Origin of the sequence: Streptomyces sp. SID486 (assembly GCF_009865385.1) — a bacterium.
Lineage (GTDB): Bacteria > Actinomycetota > Actinomycetes > Streptomycetales > Streptomycetaceae > Streptomyces.
Genome location: NZ_WWJT01000517.1, coordinates 1 through 17954, shown reverse-complemented (window position 1 = coordinate 17954; position 17954 = coordinate 1). Strand labels below are relative to the sequence as shown.

Here is a 17954-nt window from a genome sequence, read left to right as displayed (position 1 = left end):
CGACGCCGCCAAGGCCGCAGCCGCGGCACAGGCGTCACTGGCCCGCACCATCACCTACGACCAGCAGGCCGCCGACGACGCGGCAGCCGCCGACAAGGCCGCCGGCAACGCCGAGGGCTACGCCAAGGACGCCCGCGACTCCGCCGACGCCGCCGAACTCGACGCCGAAGCCGCCCGCTCCGCCGCCAGCCAGGCCGAACAGGACGCCAAGGACGCCCGCGCCGCCGCCGACCGCGCCGACGCCGCCGCCACCGAAGCCGAACAGGCAGCCAAGGACGCCGACAAGTACGCCAAGGAAGCCCAGGAAGCAGCCGACCGCACCGAGCGGGCGCAGGCCAACAAGGAAGCGTCCCAGGGCTCCGGCACGGGCATCCCCGGCGTGTTCGCCGTCCCGGACGAGTCCACCGTGGAGATCGTCAGCTCCCACCAGATCGGCACGTGCCCGCCGATGCCGCAAGCGGCCTTCCAGGGCTGTGACGCGATGTACGACCTGGTCGTCACGTACGAGGCCGACTTCTACCTGTGCACCGACGACCAGGCCCAGGCCACGGTCGACGGATGCCCGAAGGCGGCCTGGCAGTTCCTCAAGCGGGCGACCCTGAAGAACGTCAAGATCGAGAACTGGCAGCACAAGTTCTCCGGCAAGGACATCGTCCGCGCCGGCTGGCAGAGCCTCTTCGGCGATGTGGCCGGGTCGATCCTGTTCTCGTTCTTCGCTGAGGACCTGATGGACTGCTGGCACGGCGACAAGACCGCCTGTGCCTGGAGCCTCGCCACATACATCCCGCTCGATGGCGCGCTGGCCGAGATCACACGCGCCGTCAAGGCCTTCGACGCCGCCGAACGCACCGGCATCGGATTCACGGACGCCTGGAAGGCCCTGCGCACCGCCGGGCTCTCCGAAGAGGCGATTGCCGGGCTCGGCGCCAAGGCTGTCGAGGACCTCGGAAAGGCCCGGAAGTGGTGCGCCGGGAACAGCTTCCCGGGCACCACGCGCGTGCTGATGGCCGACGGCACGACCGAGGAGATCAAGGATGTCAGGACCGGCGACGCGGTTCTCGCCACCGATCCCGAAAGCGGCCGGACCGAGCCCCATACCGTCTCCCGCACGATATACACTCCGGACGACACCGAGTTCGTCGACATCACGATCGGCGCCGGGCCTGCGCGGATCACCTCGACGCAGCACCACCCCTTCTGGTCGCCCAGCGCCCACCGCTGGGTGGACGGGGGCGACCTCCGACCCGGACAGACGCTGCGCACCAGCACCGGTGCCACTGTCACGGTGCTTCACGTCCACCGCTTCCACCGGCTCCACTCCGCGTACAACCTCACTGTCGACAGCCTCCACACCTACTATGTGCTGGCCGGAACGACCCCCGTTCTGGTGCACAACACGAACGCGTGCCCGATCGGCACCATGGTGCTCGGGATCGGCGACCACTCCGAAGCACTCGCCAAGGAGATCGAGGGGGGCTACACCTTCAACGGCGACGCGTACGCGGAAGTGGTCGCCAAGGTCAACGGAAAGCCGATCGCCCTGTGGATGACCGAGGTCTCGAACGTCCTGCGCAACAACGGCAAGGTCGCGGTCAGCCTGAAGGGGTTCGACGGAGACTCACCGGCTGAACAGTTCGCGCTCGCCTACAAGGCCTGGCGCTCCGGTAACTGGGCTGCCACTCAGTGGGAAATGGGTCAGATCGGTCTCCAGATCCAGCTGGAGAACTTCGAGTGGCGCAATGTCACTTTCTACAGCAAAGAGGGAACAGTGGTGCACATACCCGAACCGAACTGGGACGTACTGAATGGCGGGAGTTGACGTGACGCCGGAGTTCACCGGTTCCGAGATGTTCCGATCGGACAGGTACTTCAAAGTCTGGCAGTACTCCGTGGGTCATCGCAGGCTTCTGCTCCGCAGCAGCAGGGACAGGCCGCCGGAGACCCGGATCGACATTCACTTCGCCAACGTCGACCTCATGCTTCTGCGTCCCGGCTACGACGGCCTGGTCATCCGTCGGGCCGACGACGAGGAATGCGTGAAGATCGGCCTCGACCACGGGGTGGAGGTCAAGCCCGGGCGTCTGTTCGCGCTGGGTGGTGACCTGAGGAGCTTCGTCGTGTCGGCGCCGCCTCAGTGGCACGAGGACGAGGGCGCGATGGACGATCCGTCGTGGTTCGGCCACATGCGGGGAACACGCTGAAACCGATCGGGGAGGGCCCTCTGGGATGGGTCCTCCCCGATCCTGCGTCGTAGGCGTGCGGTGGCGGCGAGTACGGCCGGACGGACCTCCCGGCGTCGCCGCAACCGCCCCCGCCCCCACGTGGACGGCTCCTCAACCTCTACGTCGGCGCCACGGACGGACTCCGGGGGCGCTGAACAGATGTCTGATCTCGGCGGACCGAGGACCAAGAAGCCCCACCGGGCGACACCCGGTGGGGCTTCTTCGTGCGCGAGCCCCCTGCGCACGCGGGCCGAGGCCGTAGACCTCGTCGGCGTGCTCCTGACGCCCTCTCACCCGCCCGCGACGGCGTCCGTCCCGGCGGCGGCGGTGCCCGTACCCCTGACGCCCTCTCACCCGCCCGCGATGACGTCCCTCCCGGCGGTGTGGCTTCGTACCCCTGACGCCCCCTCACCCACGCGCTGCGTCCCGGACCGCTCAGCACGCGACCGGCGCGACCGGGCCGGGGGTCCTAGGTCCAGCGCATGATCGCGAGATACAGTTCTTGCTGTTAGCGTGCAGCTGCATAACATTGGCAATAACGTCGGAGGACGTTGGACATGGCGCTTTACACGCTCCCGGAGCTTCCGTACGACTACTCGGCCCTCGCGCCGGTGATCAGCCCGGAGATCATCGAGCTGCATCACGACAAGCACCACGCTGCGTATGTGAAGGGTGCGAACGACACCCTGGAGCAGCTGGCGGAGGCGCGGGACAAGGAGTCGTGGGGCTCGATCAACGGCCTGGAGAAGAACCTGGCCTTCCACCTCTCCGGGCACATCCTGCACTCGATCTACTGGCAGAACATGACCGGCCCGAAGGACGGCGGCGGCGAGCCGCTGGCCGCCGACGGCGTGGGTGACCTCGCCGACGCGATCACCGAGTCCTTCGGCTCGTTCGCGGGCTTCAAGGCGCAGCTGACGAAGGCGGCGGCCACCACCCAGGGTTCGGGCTGGGGCGTCCTCGCCTACGAGCCGCTCAGCGGCCGGCTGATCGTCGAGCAGGTCTACGACCACCAGGGCAACGTCGGGCAGGGCTCCACCCCGGTCCTCGTCTTCGACGCCTGGGAGCACGCCTTCTACCTGCAGTACAAGAACCAGAAGGTGGACTTCATCGACGCCATGTGGGCCGTCGTCAACTGGCAGGACGTGGCCAAGCGCTACGCCGCCGCCAAGGAGCGCGGCGACAGCCTGCTGCTCCGCCCGTGACGCCGTAGGCACGCACCTGTCCTGCTCGTGACCGTCTTCTCACCCTTCACGGCAGGCGGACGGAGGGCTCCCACCGGCGATCCGCCGGCGGGAGCCCTCCCGCGTGCTCCGGCCCCGCACGACACCTCGGCACGGGGCAGGCTAGATTTACCAGGGCGTCCGACCACGAAGTCGCGGTACAGGCCCGCGGTGCAGGGAAGCCGGTGCGAATCCGGCACGGCCCCGCCACCGTGACCGGGGAGTACGCCGTCGAGCAGGACGCCACTGACGAGCACGTCGGGAAGGCGGACGGCGCGCGCTGGCTACCTCAGCGGGTACGGCATCGAGAAGACCGTCCGCGACCTGCGGGTGCACCAGATCCTGGAAGGAACCGACGAGATCATGCGCGACATCGTGGCCCGTGGCCTGACGGAGGCGTTCGGATGAGCGGCGCCGGGGAATCGGTCCTCCTGCGCACCGCCGGACGCGCCGCGCACATCACCCTCAACCGGCCGAAGGCCCTCAACGCCCTCGACCACGGCATGGTGCGCCGCATCGGCGAGGCACTGACCGCGTGGGAACACGATCCGGCCGTGGAGACCGTGGTCATCACCGGGGCGGGCGAGCGGGGGCTGTGCGCGGGCGGCGACATCCGCGCCATCCACGACGACGCCCGCGACGGCGACGGCTCCGCCTCGGCCGCGTTCTGGCGCGACGAGTACCGCCTCAACGCCCGCATCGCCCGCTACCCCAAGCCGTACGTCGCCGTCATGGACGGCATCGTCATGGGCGGCGGGGTCGGAGTCTCCGCGCACGGCAGCGTCCGCATCGTCACCGAACGCTCGCGGATCGCCATGCCCGAGACCGGCATCGGCTTCGTCCCCGACGTCGGCGGCACCTACCTGCTCGCCCTCGCCCCCGGCGAACTGGGCACCCACCTCGCGCTGACCGGCGCGCAGATCGGCGCGGCCGACGCCCTGCTCTGCGGCCTCGCCGACCACCACGTGCCGTCCGCCTCCCTCCGGGACCTCACCGAAGACCTCGCCGGCATGCCGGTCCGGGACGCCCTCGCCCGGCACGTCCGGCCGCCCGCCCAGGGCGAGCTGGCGGGACGGCGGGAGTGGATCGACGCCTGCTACACCGCCGACACGGTCGAGGAGATCGTGCACCGGCTGCTCGCCCACGGCGCCCCGGACGCGAAGGAGGCCGCCGAGACACTGCTGGCCAAGTCGCCCACCGCCCTCAAGGTCACCCTGGCCGCGGTCCGCCGCGCGAGGCAGCTCGGCCCGCTGGAGCGCGTCCTCGACCAGGAGTACCGCGTCTCCTGCGCGGCCCTGACCACCCCCGACCTGGTGGAGGGCATCCGCGCCCAGGTCGTCGACAAGGACCGCCGTCCCAGCTGGTCGCCGGCGACCCTGAGCGAGGTCACCGACGCCGACGTGGCACGGTTCTTCGCCCCGCTCGGCGACCGTGAACTCGGTCTCGCCGACGCCGGTACCACCACCGGGGAGGTGGCCCGGTGAGCCGTACCGTCGCCTTCGTCGGACCGGGGCACACGGGCGCTCCCGCTGCCGCTCGCCTGGCCTAGGCCGGCAACCGGGTGCGGGGCCACGACCTGGTGCCGGAGGCGCCGGCCGGCGCCGCCCGGGCGGGAGCCGTGGCCGCCGCCGTCGCGGACGCCGCCGTCGCGGACGCCGACGCGGTCGTCACCATGCTCCCCGCGGGCCGGCATGTCCTGGGCCTCTACGGCACCGCCCTGGACCTCTACGGCACCGCCCTCCCGGCGGCCCGCCCCGGCACCCTGTTCGCCGACTGAGTGGTGTGCATCGTGAAGTGGCAGGTCACGGGCCTGGTGTGATTCCGTGCCCCGGTGCTCGTGCTCGTGCTGGTCAGGCGCGGCAGTCTGCCGTGTAGACGGTCGGGCAGGGAGGTCTTCGTGGGTTCCGAGATGCGCGGGGAGCTGGAGCCGCCGCGGGCGAAACTGGTCAAGCTCGCGGACCGCGGCTGGCCGCACAAGCGCGGAGACGGGAACCACCGCACGGCTGCAGCCGCTCCGGCCCCTTCTCCGCTCTGCCGGACGACCCGGACGCGGCGCCGTCCTCGGTGAGCGGGCGGGCGCCCTGGTCGCCGTGGCCTCCGGGTCGGACGTTCGCGGTCAGCGGGGCCGTGGGGCGAGTTCGAGGGCGGTGAGCCAGCGGTCGAGTGCGTCGACGGCGTCCTCGTCGACCGCGCCGCTGATCCATGCCTGCGCCCGTTCCCAGGCGGGCTGGGCGTCCGCCAGTGCCTGGTGGCCGGCGGCGGTCACGACGACACGGGTCGTTCGCCCGGTCGCCGAGGTCTCTGCGGCGCGGACGTAACCGAGTTGGGCGAGCAGGTCGAGGTTCCGGCTGATCGTGGAGCGTTCGATGCCGAGCCAGCCGGCGATCTCCGACGGGCGGACGGGCTCGCCGGAGACGGCCATCTCGGAGAGCACTTCGACCTGCGGCAGGGTGAGTCCCGAGTCCCGCAACTCCGCCTCGAAGCGCCGCGAGACGAGCCGGTGCAGCCGCGCGATGCGCCTGCCGAGACACCGGTCCGCCATCCGCAGAGCCTGCCGCTTCAGTTCCTCCGACTCGTGGTGTTGCATATGCACCTCCTTGTGTAGGGTAGCCGGCGCGACCGATGTTGCAGGTACAACACATGGAGGAATCGTGTCGGACTTCGACGAGTTCTTGCAGCGCAACCGGGTTTTCGCGGCGAACGTCGACCTCGCCCGGTTGGCGATGCCGGAATCGATGCCGGAGCGGCTGCCGCTGGTGCTGGTCTGTGCCGATCCGCGAGTCGAGCCGGCGGGCTTCCTCGGGATCGGAACCGGGGATGCGGGAGTGCTGCGGAACACGGGCGGCCGGGTGGACGGCCGGGTGATCGAGGACATCGCGTTTCTGGCGGTGCGGCTCGGGGTCAGGATGGACGTCGCGATCGTGCATCACACGCAGTGCGGCACCGGTCTGCTCGCCGATCCGGCGTTCCGCCGCTCTTTCGCAGAGCGCACCGGAGGCGACGACGCCGTGCTCGCCGAGCGCGCGGTGACGGACCCGGCCGTGACCGTGCGGCGCGACGTCGAGAAGCTCCTCGCCGACCCGCTGATGACCGGCGAGGTCCTCGCGTCTGTGTCGGGACACGTGCTGCGGCTGGAGACCGGGCTTGTCGAGACCGTCGTCGGGACCGCCGCCGAACCCGTTGCGCCCGCCAGGAGGTAGCCGAGCGGGAGGCGAGGGCCGACGGATCAGTCGAGGATCGTCGCCGCCTGCCAGGCCCCTGGGCGCAGGCCCGTCGCGTTCCGGAAGAAGAGCGAGAAGCTCGACGGGTCCGGGAACCCGAGTTCGCTCGCACATCGCGCCGCGGTGACGCGTTCGTGGGCCAGCAGGCGCTTCGCTTCGAGCACGATCCGTTCCACGATGTACGCCTTCGCGGTGCGCCCGGTGACCTGCTGCACCGCCCGGGTCAGGGTGCGCGGGGCGAACCCGAGCGCAGCCGCGTAGTGACCGGCGTCGTGGTGGGTCCGGAAATGCGCCTCGACGCTCGAGCGGAACAGCTGGAACGTCGGGTTCGTCGAGCGCGCCTCGGAATGCGGGGGCTCGACGCGGGTGATCAGTGCGGACAGCAGGATCGCGGGCAGCTCCGTCGACGGGTCCTCGGCCAGGGCGGCCGCCTCGAGGACAAGGTGCCTGCGTGCCGCGTCGACGAACGGCCAGGACTCGGCGGGCACCGGCCATCGGGCGACGAGATCGGGAGAGGCGACCAGCACGCGCGTGCGGTGCGTCACCGGCGCGGTCGGCACGAAGAGCACCAGGTGTCCCGCGACGCGGGTGATGTCGTCCCAGCGGTGCACTGCGCCGGGCGGGATCCACACCGCGGTCCGTGCCGAGAGCGGGTGGGAGACGAAGTCGACCGTGACCTTGCCGTCCCCTTCGTCGACGAGAGCGAGGACGTGGAAGTCGGCTCGTTGCGTGCCGCGGTCGTTGATGTCCCGGAGCCGTTGGAACGTCATCACCTCGACCGACGAGGCCCCACGGTCGGCGGGCCGATAGGTCATGTGCCGGATCGTTGCCACGAGTCCAGTTTTCACCATCGGCCGTCCAGTCGTGCCGATGTCTCGTGCCTCGCTCGGCGGTCCAATGGAAAACGGCAGAACCAGCCGTGAAGCGAGACCGGAGGATCCCCACTTGACCAGCACGCAGCACCTTTCTCTGCCCGCGTACGACCATCGCAGAGGCACGGGTCCGACCCTGGTCTTCCTGCACTACTGGGGCGGCTCCGCCCGCACCTGGGACCTGGTCGTGGACCGTCTGCCGGGCCGCGACACGCTCGCGGTCGACTTCCGCGGGTGGAGTCGTTCGAACACGCTCCCCGGGCCCTACACGCTCCGCCGACTCGCCGATGACACCGTCGCCGTCCTCGCCGACGCCGGAATCGACGACTACGTCCTCGTCGGGCACTCCATGGGCGGCAAGGTGGCGCAACTCGTCGCCGCGACGCGACCCGCCCGTCTGCGGGGGGTGGTCCTCGTCGGATCCGGACCGGCCAGGCCGGCCGCGCAGATCACCGCCGAGTACCGGGAGTTCCTCTCCCACGCCTACGACACCGAAGAGTCCGTCGCCGGGGCGAGGGACACCGTCCTGACCGCCACCGACCTGCCGGCGCGAGTCAAGGCACAGATCGGCGCGGACTCCCGGGCCGGCGCCGAGGCGGCGCGCACGGAGTGGCCGCTGCGCGGCATCGCCGAGGACATCACCGAACACGCCCGCATGATCAGCGTCCCAGCCCTCGTCATCGCCGGCGAGTGCGACCGCGTCGAACCCGTCGACGTGCTGCGCCGCAACCTCCTTCCCTACCTCGCCGGAGCGCAGTTCGCAGTGATCGCGAACACCGGGCACCTCATCCCGCTCGAAGCCCCCGGCGAACTCGTCGACGCCATCACCGCGTTCGCACCGGCCGCCTGACCGGCGACCTGCCCCGAAACGGTCCCGCACCGAAAAGTCGCACATCGCGCAGCCGCATCCGGACGAAAGACACACATCATGACCGCAGACGCACGCTTGTCCGTCTTCGAGCAGCTCGACCTGCCCGACACGGGCCTCACCCGGGACGCCTATGCCTATGTGGACCGGATCTCGCCCGCATTCCTTCTCCATCACAGCGTCCGTAGCTATGTCTTCGCTCGCGCCCATGCCCAGAACCAGGGTCTGCGCGCCGGTGGCGACTACGACGACGAGTTGCTGTTCCTCAGCTGTGTTCTGCACGACATCGGCCTGACCGAGGAGGGCAACGGCGACCAGCGCTTCGAGGTCGACGGCGCTGACGCCGCAGCGGCATTTTTGCGGGAGCGCGGCGTCGAGGAACGGCGTATCGCCATCGCCTGGGACGCCGTCGCCCTGCACACCTCGGACGGCATCGCCGCGCGGAAGGGCACGGAGGTCGCGCTCGCCCAGGCCGGTATCGCCACCGACATCCTCGGAGTCCGGCGTGAGAGCCTGCCATCCGGTCTCGCCGACGATGTGCACGTCCTGCTCCCGCGCCTGGACCTGGGCTACGCGCTCAGCGATGCCGTCCTCGCCCAGGCCATGGCCAAGCCTTCCAAGGCGCCCCCGCTGACCTTCCCGGGTGACCTGTTGCGCCGTCATCTGCCCCACGGCGCCCATCCCGGCTGGTACGACCTGCTCGCCGCAGCCGGCTGGGGCGACAAGCCGGTCGGCGCCGTCGCCCGGCGCCGCGCCGAGACGCCTCAGGAGGTGGGGACCTTGTTCATGGAGTACCTGGAGGCAGGGGACGTCGAGGGTCTCGTGTCGCTCTACGAGCCGAACGCCCACTTCGTCCCCGCCCCCGGGACTCACTCGACGGGCACTGACGCCATCCGCGCGGCTATGCAGCAGATGGTCGACAGCGGCTCCCGCCTGAAGCTCGAACTGCGCGACATCCGACAGGTCGACGACGTCGCCCTGGTGTCGAACAACGCCACACTCACCGGAGCCGGACCGGAGCCGGTGATCTCCACCACCACCGAGATCCTCCGACGACAGCCGGACGGCGGCTGGGCCCACGTCGTGGACGACCCGTTCTTCAGCTGACCACATCGGGGGCCTGCGCACGGACGCCGGGCCGGTGCTCAGGGTGCCGGTGCGGCGCCGGCCGGGTGCGGGGGCCGCCCGAGCCGCAGATTCCAGCGTCCGGACCGTCCGCTGAGTTCCGTCACCGTCAGCGGGGGGACATCGAGCCGCCAGAAGGCGGCCTCGGGCGCTCCCAGCACCTGGACGACCACGGCCCGTACGACCTCCGGCTCCACGACAGCGACCGTGCGGCCGTCCGGGAACACCCCGCCGGACAGCAGGTCTCCCACGCGTGCGCAGAAGCCGGTCACCGTCTCACCGCCGTGCGGTGCGCAGTCGGGATCGGTGAGCCAGCGGCCCACCGCCTCCGGCTCGGCCGCTCCCACCTCGTCCAGGGCGCGGCCCCGCCAGCGGCCCACGTCCAGCCCCGCCAGCTCCGGCACCACCGTGCCGTCGAGACCGAGCGCCTCCGCCGTCTCCCGGCACCGCACGCCGGGCGAGAGGAGCACCCGCGCCGCCGAGGGCAGGGACCCGGCGGCGGCGCGGGCGCTCTCGGCCCCGGCGTCGTCGATCGGGCCCCCGCCGTCGTAGAAGCGGGCCTGCCGCAGCGACGCACTGCCGGCGGGCGCGACGAGGTACACACGGCTGGTCATCCGGGAACTCCTGCTGCTGCCGTCATCGGGGCGGGATCCGACCGGGTACGCGCTCTCGCGTCGGCGCGGACCCCGCGTCCGCTGTTCGCCCGGCCAGGGCGCGCCTCCTCGTCGCACGCACCGCGGACGGTCCGCAAGGGGGCGGCGCCGCGTGCGAACTTAGCATCAGGGGCGTTCGGCCGACTCCGCGGATCCGCAGCCTTCCGCCCGAGCGGTTCCGCGGGTCCGTCCGGTGGCCGGCGCCTTTCTCGCGGACGTCCCGCCGTGCCGAGCCGGTGACGGCGGCCGTCAGGGGCCGGGGCGCCTGTGGCGCCCCGGCCCGCCGGGACGGTGCTGCCGGGTCAGGAGGCGGGCAGCTCGCCGCGCACGGTGCGGGCGGCGGAGACCAGGTTCTCCAGAGAGGCGCGGGTCTCGGGCCACCCGCGCGTCTTCAGCCCGCAGTCGGGGTTGACCCACAGGCGCTCGGCGGGGATGGCCCGCAGACCGGTGCGCAGCAGGCCGGCCGCCTCCTCGGCGCTGGGCACGCGCGGGGAGTGGATGTCGTAGACACCCGGTCCGGCCTCCCGCGGGTAGCCGTGCGCGGCCAGCTCGCGGGCGACCTGCATGTGCGACCGGGCGGCCTCCAGACTGATGACGTCGGCGTCGAGGTCGTCGATGGCCTGCACGATGTCACCGAACTCGGCGTAGCACATGTGGGTGTGGATCTGGGTGTCCGGCCGCACCCCGCTGGTGCTGAGCCGGAACGACTCCGTCGCCCACGCCAGGTAGGCCGGCCGGTCCGCCGAGCGCAGCGGCAGCGTCTCGCGCAGGGCGGGTTCGTCCACCTGGATCACCGACGTGCCCGCCGCCTCCAGGTCGTTCACCTCGTCACGCAGGGCGAGGGCGACCTGCCGGGCGGTGTCGCCGAGCGGCTGGTCGTCGCGGACGAAGGACCAGGCGAGCATGGTGACCGGGCCGGTCAGCATGCCCTTGACCGGGCGGCTCGTGAGGGACTGGGCGTACGTCGTCCAGCGCACGGTCATCGGCTCGGGCCGGGAGATGTCGCCGGCCAGGATCGGCGGCCGGACGTAGCGGGTGCCGTAGGACTGGACCCAGCCGTGCTGGGTGGCGAGGTAGCCGGTGAGCTGCTCCGCGAAGTACTGGACCATGTCGTTGCGTTCGGCCTCGCCGTGCACCAGGACGTCCAGACCCGCCTTCTCCTGGAAGGAGATCACCTCCCGGATCTCGGCCTTGACGCGCTCCTCGTAGCCGGCCGTATCGATCCGGCCGGAGCGCAGGTCGGCGCGCGCGGTGCGCAGTTCGGCGGTCTGCGGGAAGGAGCCGATGGTCGTGGTCGGCAGCAGCGGCAGGCCGAGGTGGTGCCGCTGGGCGGACGCCCGTTCGCCGTACGGCGGGAAGCGGCGGGCGTCGGCCTCGGTGACCGCCGCGGCGCGGGCCCGCACGGCGGGATCGTGCGTGATCGGGGAGGCGGCCCGGGAGGCCAGGTCGGCGCGGTTGGCGGCGAGTTCGGCGGTGATCGTGTCCCTGCCCTGGGCGAGGCCCTTGGCCAGGGTCACCACCTCGGCCGTCTTCTGCCGGGCGAAGGCCAGCCAGCGCAGGATCTGCGGCTCGATGTCCCGCTCGGCCGCCGCGTCCAGCGGCACGTGCAGCAGGGAGCAGGAGGCGGCCACGTCGACCCGGCCGGCCAGCCCGAGCAGGGTGCCGAGGACCGACAGGGACTTCTCCAGGTCGTTGACCCAGATGTTGCGGCCGTTGACGACACCGGCCACCAGGCGCTTGCCGGGCAGGCCGCCGACGGCGGCGAGGGCGTCGAGGTTGGCGGCGGCGGCCTCGGTGAAGTCCAGCGCGAGACCGTCGACCGGAGCCTTGGCCAGCACCGGCAGGGCGTCGCCGAGCCGGTCGAAGTAGGAGGCGACCAGGAGCCTGGGCCGGTCGGTCAGGGCGCCGAGGTCCCGGTAGGCGCGGGCGGCGGCGTCCAGCTCGGCCGCGGTGCGGTCCTGGACCAGGGCGGGCTCGTCCAGCTGCACCCAGCCGGCGCCGGCCGCGCGCAGGTCGGCGAGGACCTCGGCGTACACGGGCAGCAGCCGGTCCAGCAGGGTGAGCGGTTCGAAGTCCGGCGCCACGCCGGGGGCGGGCTTGGCGAGGAGGAGGTAGGTCACCGGGCCGACGAGGACGGGGCGAGCGGTCAGGCCCAGGGCGAGGGCCTCCGTCAGCTCGGCGACCTGCTTGGTGGAGTCGGCGGTGAACACCGTGTCCGGGCCCAACTCCGGCACCAAGTAGTGGTAGTTGGTGTCGAACCACTTCGTCATCTCCAGCGGCGCGACGTCCTGGGTGCCGCGCGCCATGGCGAAGTAGCCGTCCAGGGCGTCCGCGTCGACGGCGGCGCGGTGCCGGTCGGGGATGGCGCCGACCATGACGGTGGTGTCGAGGACGTGGTCGTAGTACGAGAAGTCGCCGGTGGGGACCTCGTGGATGCCGGCGCCGGCGAGCTGCTGCCAGTTCGCGCGGCGCAGGCCGGCCGCCGCGGTGCGCAGGCCGTCGGCGTCGACACGGCCCTTCCAGTAGCCCTCGATCGCCTTCTTCAGTTCCCGGTGCCGCCCTTGACGGGGGTAGCCGTACACGGTGGGCTGTGCTGCCGCGGCTGCGGACTCGCTGGTCACGGAGATCTCCTTCGCGAGATGAATCCCTGAGATCCCGGGGACGGGACGAGAGCGCGAAGGGGTGACGAACCGGACGGCACGAAGCGCGCGCGGCGAGGCACGGGCGTCCGCCTGGTATGTACGCCGACCCGCCCTCGAGGTCACCGGGATGTCCGCGTCCGAAGGTTCGGGCGCGGGCAGTTGGCAGGTCTTCGGACTCGCGGGCACGTCTCGTCGTACGAGACACCTAATGGCCGTCGCTTCCCAGGCCCTCCTCGGACCCAGTGCGTGTGACGGCGGTCGTTCCCGCTCACCGCTGCGGGGCAGTCCCGGATTTCCACCGGGTTCCCTCTTACGACGCATCCCGCCTGGCGGACGGGGCGAACCAGCTGCATCCGCCACCCTACGGGGTCGTCGCGGCGGAGGGCAGCGCGACGTCCGTCATTCGGACAACGCGTCGGCGGAGCGGCCGGTGCCGCGGCCGGGCGGGAAGCGCCGCGCACGCGCTTCCCGCCCTTCCCCTGCGACCGCCGCGCGGGACCCTCACCCCCGCGGCGGAGCGGGCCCCCTCAGGCCCGCGCCGGACCCGGCCCTCGGTCCCGGTCGTACACGTGTGATCCACGACCGGTCCTCCGGCCGAGGAGCCCGGCACCACCACCCACCACAGCGGCGACGGGGCGTACAGCGGTTCTCGGGACTCGTCGTGGAGGGACTCCGCGATGGAGGCGACGGCTCCTTCCTCATGGGCGAGTGCGGCTGCCGGGGATTCGTGGGACTTCCGGAAGCGGTCGCCCTCCCGGGGTGCGTCCCGCGCCGGGCGACACCGGGAGGACGACCCCTCACGGCCGGTGTCCGCCCTGGCGCGGGCGGGTCCGGCGGGCCGTGGCCGCCGTGTGGCCGAGAAGACCGCGCACCTCCTCGTACCCGGCGGCGTCCCGGTCCTCGAAGATACGCAGGGCCTCCTGCCAGCAGGTGCGGGCGCGGTCCGGCTGCCCCAGGGCGTCGAGCGCGCGCCCGAGCACGGTCAGCACGGTGCCACGACGCTGTTCCCCTTCCGTCACGCCGATGTACCCCAGAGCCTGTTCGGCGAGCTCGGCGGCCTGTGCGGGCCGCTCCGCGGCGAGTTCGGCCTCCGCCAGCCGCAGGCAGGTGAGCCCCTCCCAGACACGCTGCCGGTGTTCCCCGAACACGTCCCGGGCGGCGTGGAGGGCTTCCCTCGCCTCGGCGTACCGGCCCGCCCGGGTCAGGGCCAGCCCCAGCGTGTACCGCGCGTTGGCGCCACGCACCGACCGGCCCAGGCCGTCGTGGATGCCGACTGCCTGCCGGGCGAGGGTGAGGGCGCCGTGGGTGTTGCCCAGGGCCAGTCGCACCCGGGCCAGATGGCCCAGCACGCTCGCCTCGCCCGGCCGGTCACCGTCGGCCCGGAACCCCTCCAGGGCGCGGTCGAGGCGGGCCTCGGCGGCCCCGTACCGGCCCCGTGAGAAGTCGACAAGGCCGCGCAGGGCCGCCGCCCGGCACAGGACGGCCGTGTCCCCGGACGTCTCCGCCTCGCGCAGCGCCTGGGCCGCCATCCGCTCGGCCGCGTCGAACCGGCTGAGGAACAGCTCGGACTCGGCCAGGACGAGGGCGGCGCGGCCCACCGTGCGAGGGTCGCCCGAGGACTCGGCCGCGTCGAGCAGGAGGATGGCCGTGGACTCGTACGGTGCCGCGTGGGAGCCGGACTCGCTGAGGTCCCGCGTCACCCACAGCAGGTCCACGGCCCGGCTCAGGCGCGGGGCGTCGGACGACTGCCGGGCGCAGGCCAGAAGACAACCCGCCTCGGCGTACAGCCAGTCCAGCGCGTCACCGGAGGCCGAGAACCGCAGGCCGGGGGTCGCCGTGGGCGCCAGGTGGTCCACCAGACGGTCCCCCGGGCGCTCGATCGCGTGCACACGAGCGGCTGTCGCCAGGTAGAAGTCGAGCAGGCGGGAGAGCGCCGGGCCCCGTTCCCCCGGAGCCTCGTCGCGCTCGGCGCAGGCGCGGGCGTGGATGCGTACGAGATCGGGATAGCGGTACCTGCCCGGGGCCCACGAGTCGAGGAGGGAGGTGTCGACGAGGGACTCCAGGAGGTGCTCCGTCCGCTGCGCCGGCAGGTCCAGGACGGCGGCTGCGGCACCGAGGGAGAGGTCGGGGCCGTCGGCGAGGGCGAGAAGACGGAAGGCACGCCGCTGGTCCGGTTCCAGCTGCCCGTAACCGAGTTCGAACGTGGCCGTGACCGCGAGGTCGCCCGCCCGCAGCTCGTGCAGACGGCGGCGTTCGTCGGCGAGCTTCGCGGCCAGCACCGAGACCGTCCAGGTGCGGCGGGCCGCCAGGCGGGACGCGGCGATACGGATCGCCAGTGGCAGGAAGCCGCAGGCGGCGACCACGTCCAGGGCCGCGGTCCGCTCGGCCGCGACCCGCTCCTCGCCCACGATCCGCGTGAACAGCTGGAGCCCTTCCTCCGGGGACATCACGTCCAGGTCGACCACATGCGCGCCCGCCAGGCCGGTCATGCGGGCGCGGCTGGTCACCAGCACCGGGCACGCCGCCGTGCCCGGCAGCAGCGGGCGGACCTGGGCCGCGTCCCGGGCGTTGTCCAGCAGGAGCAGCATCCGGCGGCCGTCGAGTGCCGCCCGGAACTGCGCCCCGCGCTCCGCCACGGACTCCGCGATCCCGGCGTCCGGGGTGCCGAGCGCCCTGAGGAACGAGGCGAGGACGGTCCCCGGTTCGGCGGGCCGGGGTCCGGCGCCCTGGAGGTCCGCGTAGAGCTGGCCGTCCGGGAAGTGCGCCCGGACCAGGTGGGCCACGTGCACGGCCAGGGCCGTCTTGCCGATGCCCCCGAGGCCCGCGACCGAGCAGAGGGCCGTCACGGAGCCCCCGGCCTCGTCCGCCGTACCCGCCAGCCGGTCGACGAGCTCCCGGACCAACGCGCCACGGCCGGTGAAGTCCGGGACCGTCGCGGGCAGGAGGGCCGGCCGCACCGGTTCGGGCGGACGCGGTCGCGCGGGGGCGTGCGGTACGGCGAACAGGCTGTCGTCCGCCAGGAGGATCCGCTGCTGGAGCCGGGAGAGTTCCCGGACCGGCTCGACCCCCAGCTCGTCGGCGAGGAGCCGGCGCGTGTCGGCGTACACGGCCAGCGCTTCCGCCTGCCGGCCGGAGCGGTACAACGCCAGCATCAGCAGTTCGCGCAGCCGCTCCCGCAGGGGATGCGCCGCGGTCAGCGCCGTCAGCCCGGGGACGGCCTCGGCGTGTCCCCCCAGCTCCAGGTCCAGGGTCAGACGTCTTTCGAGCAGTGCGAGCCGCCACTCCTCCAGCCGGACCCGTTCGGCCGCGGCGAACGGCCCCGGCAGGCCGGCCAGGGCCTCGCCGTCCCACAGGTCGAGCGACCGCACGAGCAGGTCGCGGGCGAGCGAGGGGTCGCCGGACCTGTGGACACGCTCCGACTCCGCCGCCAGGTCGCGGGCCAAGTCCAGGTCGAGTGCGCCGGGTTCGAGGCGCAGGACGTAGCCGCCGCGCTCGCTCAGCAGCATCCCGTCACCGAGGACCCTGCGCAGCCGTGCCGCGTAGGTGCGTACCGCCGCCAGTGCCTGGGCGGGGGGGTCGGCTTCCCAGAGCGCGGAGACCAGCTCGGCGGCGGTCGCGGTGTGACCGTCCCGCAGCAGCAGGGCGGCGAGCAGTGCCCGCTGCTGGGGTGAACCGGAGGGCAGGGCGTCTTCTCCGCGCCACACCCGGACCGGACCGAGGACGCTGAAGGAGACCGCGTCGGCGGGCGGCCAGGGCGGCGTGGTCACCGGTCCGCTCGCCGCCAGGGCCGCGCCGCCGGCCACCGGCGACCCTCCGTACAGCCGGTCGAGGACCGGGCTCACGAGTACCGCGAACGCGGTCGCCCCGGGCGACAACCGCGCGCTGCCGCCCGGGTCGGCCAGCAGCGCGGCGAAGTCCGGTATGCGGCCGAGGTACGGTTCGAGCGCCCGGCCGACCGCCTCCACGGTCTCCAGGGACTGCTCGGTGTCCAGGCCGCTCGCGAGCAGGTCCCGGACGCCCGGCCGGAAGTCGTACAGCACCTCACCCGATCCTCCGGCCAGCGCGGCCGGCAACCGCTCGCCGCCGTACTCCTCCCGCGCCGACGGCTGCAGGATGTCCCCGAGCAGGACCTCGGAGACGGTCGCGGCGCCGGCCTCGGGCAGCGACGCGGCGCGCATCAGCTGGATGACGGGCAGGCTCAGCGGACGGACCGAGGAGAGCCGCACGGCCAGCCGGTACGCGTCCGGCGAGAACGAGGCCCGGAAGCGTTCGATCCGTTCCTCGGCGGAGAGGGACGACGGCTCGCCGGCCCCCCGCGACGCGGGGTCCTCCTCCCGCTCCCCGCTCCCGCCCACCAGGACGGCGTCCACGAGCTGCGGTACCGCCGGCCGCGTCAGCAGCGCCACCCACCTGCCCAGCGCGGCGGGGGAGAGCGGCACGACCGGGACCGGCAGCCTGTCGCCCGGCTCGGTGACGGGGCCGCCGGCGAGCGGATCGATCACGCCGAGTCCGCTGTTCGGCGGGAACGCCCGCCCCGCGAGCAGAAGTTGGGGTTGCACGTCGAAAGCCGTACCGCGCCACAGACGCCGCGGCAGCGGCGGGACGACGACCAGCGGACCGGAGCGCTCCCACGCGCCGATGAACCGCCGCGCGGCCCGGCCGCGCCACGCCTCGTCCACCCCGTCCGTGAGCAGGAACACGACGGGCGACTCCGTACGCGGTGTCACGCCCGGCCACTGCTCCGCGCGCAGGTCGAACCGGTGGACCCGCACCGCGCGGAAGACCCCGCCGCGCTCCAGCAGGCGTCTTACCTCCCGCACGAGAGGCTGCCACACCCGCATCGAGGCGGCCGCGTCGACGAGCAGCACCGCGGTGTGCCGCAGTTCCTGCTCGGGGTGGTCGACCACGTCCAGCACACCGGACTCGGCCGTGAGCCGGACGGTGGCCTCGATGTCGACGACCGTCCGGTGCCGGTGGTCGGCGTGCCCACGCAGCGGACGCAGCGCCCGCGCGAGGCCGTGCAGGCCCGGCAGCGCCCGCGGCCCCGGCGCACGGACGGCGTGGGCGGGCGCCCCGGCGGCGGTGCCCGGTGACGGGGGCGGGCCGGTGAAAAGGCGGTGCTGTCGGG

Annotated in this window: 12 protein-coding genes, 3 pseudogenes and 2 riboswitches; of the genes and pseudogenes, 9 read left to right on the top strand and 6 right to left on the bottom strand. The window is 72.8% G+C overall.

Translation table 11 applies throughout. The features are described from left to right. From GT045_RS23815 to GT045_RS23790, 6 genes and pseudogenes are all read left to right on the top strand, one after another. Positions 1–1819: polymorphic toxin-type HINT domain-containing protein (locus GT045_RS23815; protein WP_272926883.1), on the top strand; the 1819-nt coding region annotated here is incomplete at its 5' end. A 1-nt stretch (position 1820) separates the two neighbouring features. Beyond that, the gene (locus tag GT045_RS23810) at positions 1821–2201 is read left to right on the top strand and encodes a hypothetical protein (protein ID WP_345942735.1); all 381 of its coding nucleotides are present in this window, start codon (positions 1821–1823) and stop codon (positions 2199–2201) included. Between the two features lie 578 nt (positions 2202–2779). Further along, positions 2780–3427 carry a superoxide dismutase gene (locus tag GT045_RS23805; protein WP_161295455.1) on the top strand — a complete coding sequence of 216 codons (648 nt, stop codon included), beginning with the start codon at positions 2780–2782 and terminating at the stop codon, positions 3425–3427. 194 nt (positions 3428–3621) lie between these two features. Then, positions 3622–3760, top strand: a riboswitch (cobalamin riboswitch). Beyond that, positions 3728–3853 (top strand): annotated as a pseudogene (locus GT045_RS23800) (acyl-CoA dehydrogenase family protein); the annotation flags it as partial. It overlaps the preceding riboswitch by 33 nt. After that, on the top strand, positions 3850–4929 hold the full coding sequence (locus GT045_RS23795) for an enoyl-CoA hydratase/isomerase family protein (RefSeq protein ID WP_161335378.1): 1080 nt from the start codon (positions 3850–3852) through the stop codon (positions 4927–4929). The pseudogene GT045_RS23800 and the gene GT045_RS23795, both read left to right, overlap by 4 nt. Next, a pseudogene (locus GT045_RS23790) lies at positions 4926–5219 on the top strand (NAD(P)-binding domain-containing protein); the annotation flags it as partial. The gene GT045_RS23795 and the pseudogene GT045_RS23790, both read left to right, overlap by 4 nt. 342 nt (positions 5220–5561) lie before the next feature. Here the strand turns inward: GT045_RS23790 and GT045_RS23785 are convergent. After that, positions 5562–6032, bottom strand: coding sequence for a MarR family winged helix-turn-helix transcriptional regulator (locus GT045_RS23785; RefSeq protein WP_161335377.1), 471 nt, complete (start codon positions 6030–6032; stop codon positions 5562–5564). Positions 6033–6096: 64 nt separating this feature from the next. On the opposite strand from GT045_RS23785, the gene GT045_RS23780 reads away from it, so the two are divergent. Continuing rightward, positions 6097–6645, top strand: a complete 549-nt coding sequence (locus tag GT045_RS23780) for a carbonic anhydrase (protein WP_161335376.1) — start codon at positions 6097–6099, stop codon at positions 6643–6645. A 26-nt stretch (positions 6646–6671) separates the two neighbouring features. Here the strand turns inward: GT045_RS23780 and GT045_RS23775 are convergent, their stop codons facing one another. Beyond that, complete coding sequence (locus GT045_RS23775) at positions 6672–7622, bottom strand: helix-turn-helix transcriptional regulator (protein ID WP_345942734.1); 951 nt, start codon at positions 7620–7622, stop codon at positions 6672–6674. Here GT045_RS23775 and GT045_RS23770 point away from each other — a divergent pair. Beyond that, positions 7612–8388: an alpha/beta hydrolase gene (locus GT045_RS23770; protein WP_161335375.1), complete on the top strand. Its 777-nt coding sequence runs from the start codon at positions 7612–7614 to the stop codon at positions 8386–8388. The two genes, GT045_RS23775 and GT045_RS23770, sit on opposite strands and share 11 nt — an antisense overlap. Before the next feature lie 78 nt (positions 8389–8466). Beyond that, on the top strand, positions 8467–9513 hold the full coding sequence (locus GT045_RS23765) for an SgcJ/EcaC family oxidoreductase (RefSeq protein WP_161335374.1): 1047 nt from the start codon (positions 8467–8469) through the stop codon (positions 9511–9513). A gap of 38 nt (positions 9514–9551) precedes the next feature. Here the strand turns inward: GT045_RS23765 and GT045_RS23760 are convergent, their stop codons facing one another. From GT045_RS23760 to GT045_RS40515, 4 genes and pseudogenes are all read right to left on the bottom strand, one after another. Further along, the gene (locus GT045_RS23760) at positions 9552–10145 is read right to left on the bottom strand and encodes a histidine phosphatase family protein (protein WP_161335373.1); all 594 of its coding nucleotides are present in this window, start codon (positions 10143–10145) and stop codon (positions 9552–9554) included. A 341-nt stretch (positions 10146–10486) separates the two neighbouring features. Beyond that, on the bottom strand, positions 10487–12805 hold the full coding sequence (gene metE / locus GT045_RS23755; RefSeq protein WP_161335372.1) for a 5-methyltetrahydropteroyltriglutamate--homocysteine S-methyltransferase: 2319 nt from the start codon (positions 12803–12805) through the stop codon (positions 10487–10489). Between the two features lie 164 nt (positions 12806–12969). Further along, a riboswitch (cobalamin riboswitch) is annotated at positions 12970–13189 on the bottom strand. Between the two features lie 434 nt (positions 13190–13623). Beyond that, positions 13624–16611 (bottom strand): BTAD domain-containing putative transcriptional regulator, encoded by a 2988-nt coding sequence (locus GT045_RS23750; RefSeq protein WP_237538821.1) that lies wholly within the window; start codon positions 16609–16611, stop codon positions 13624–13626. A 201-nt stretch (positions 16612–16812) separates the two neighbouring features. After that, positions 16813–17954: pseudogene (locus tag GT045_RS40515) on the bottom strand (SAV_2336 N-terminal domain-related protein); the annotation flags it as partial.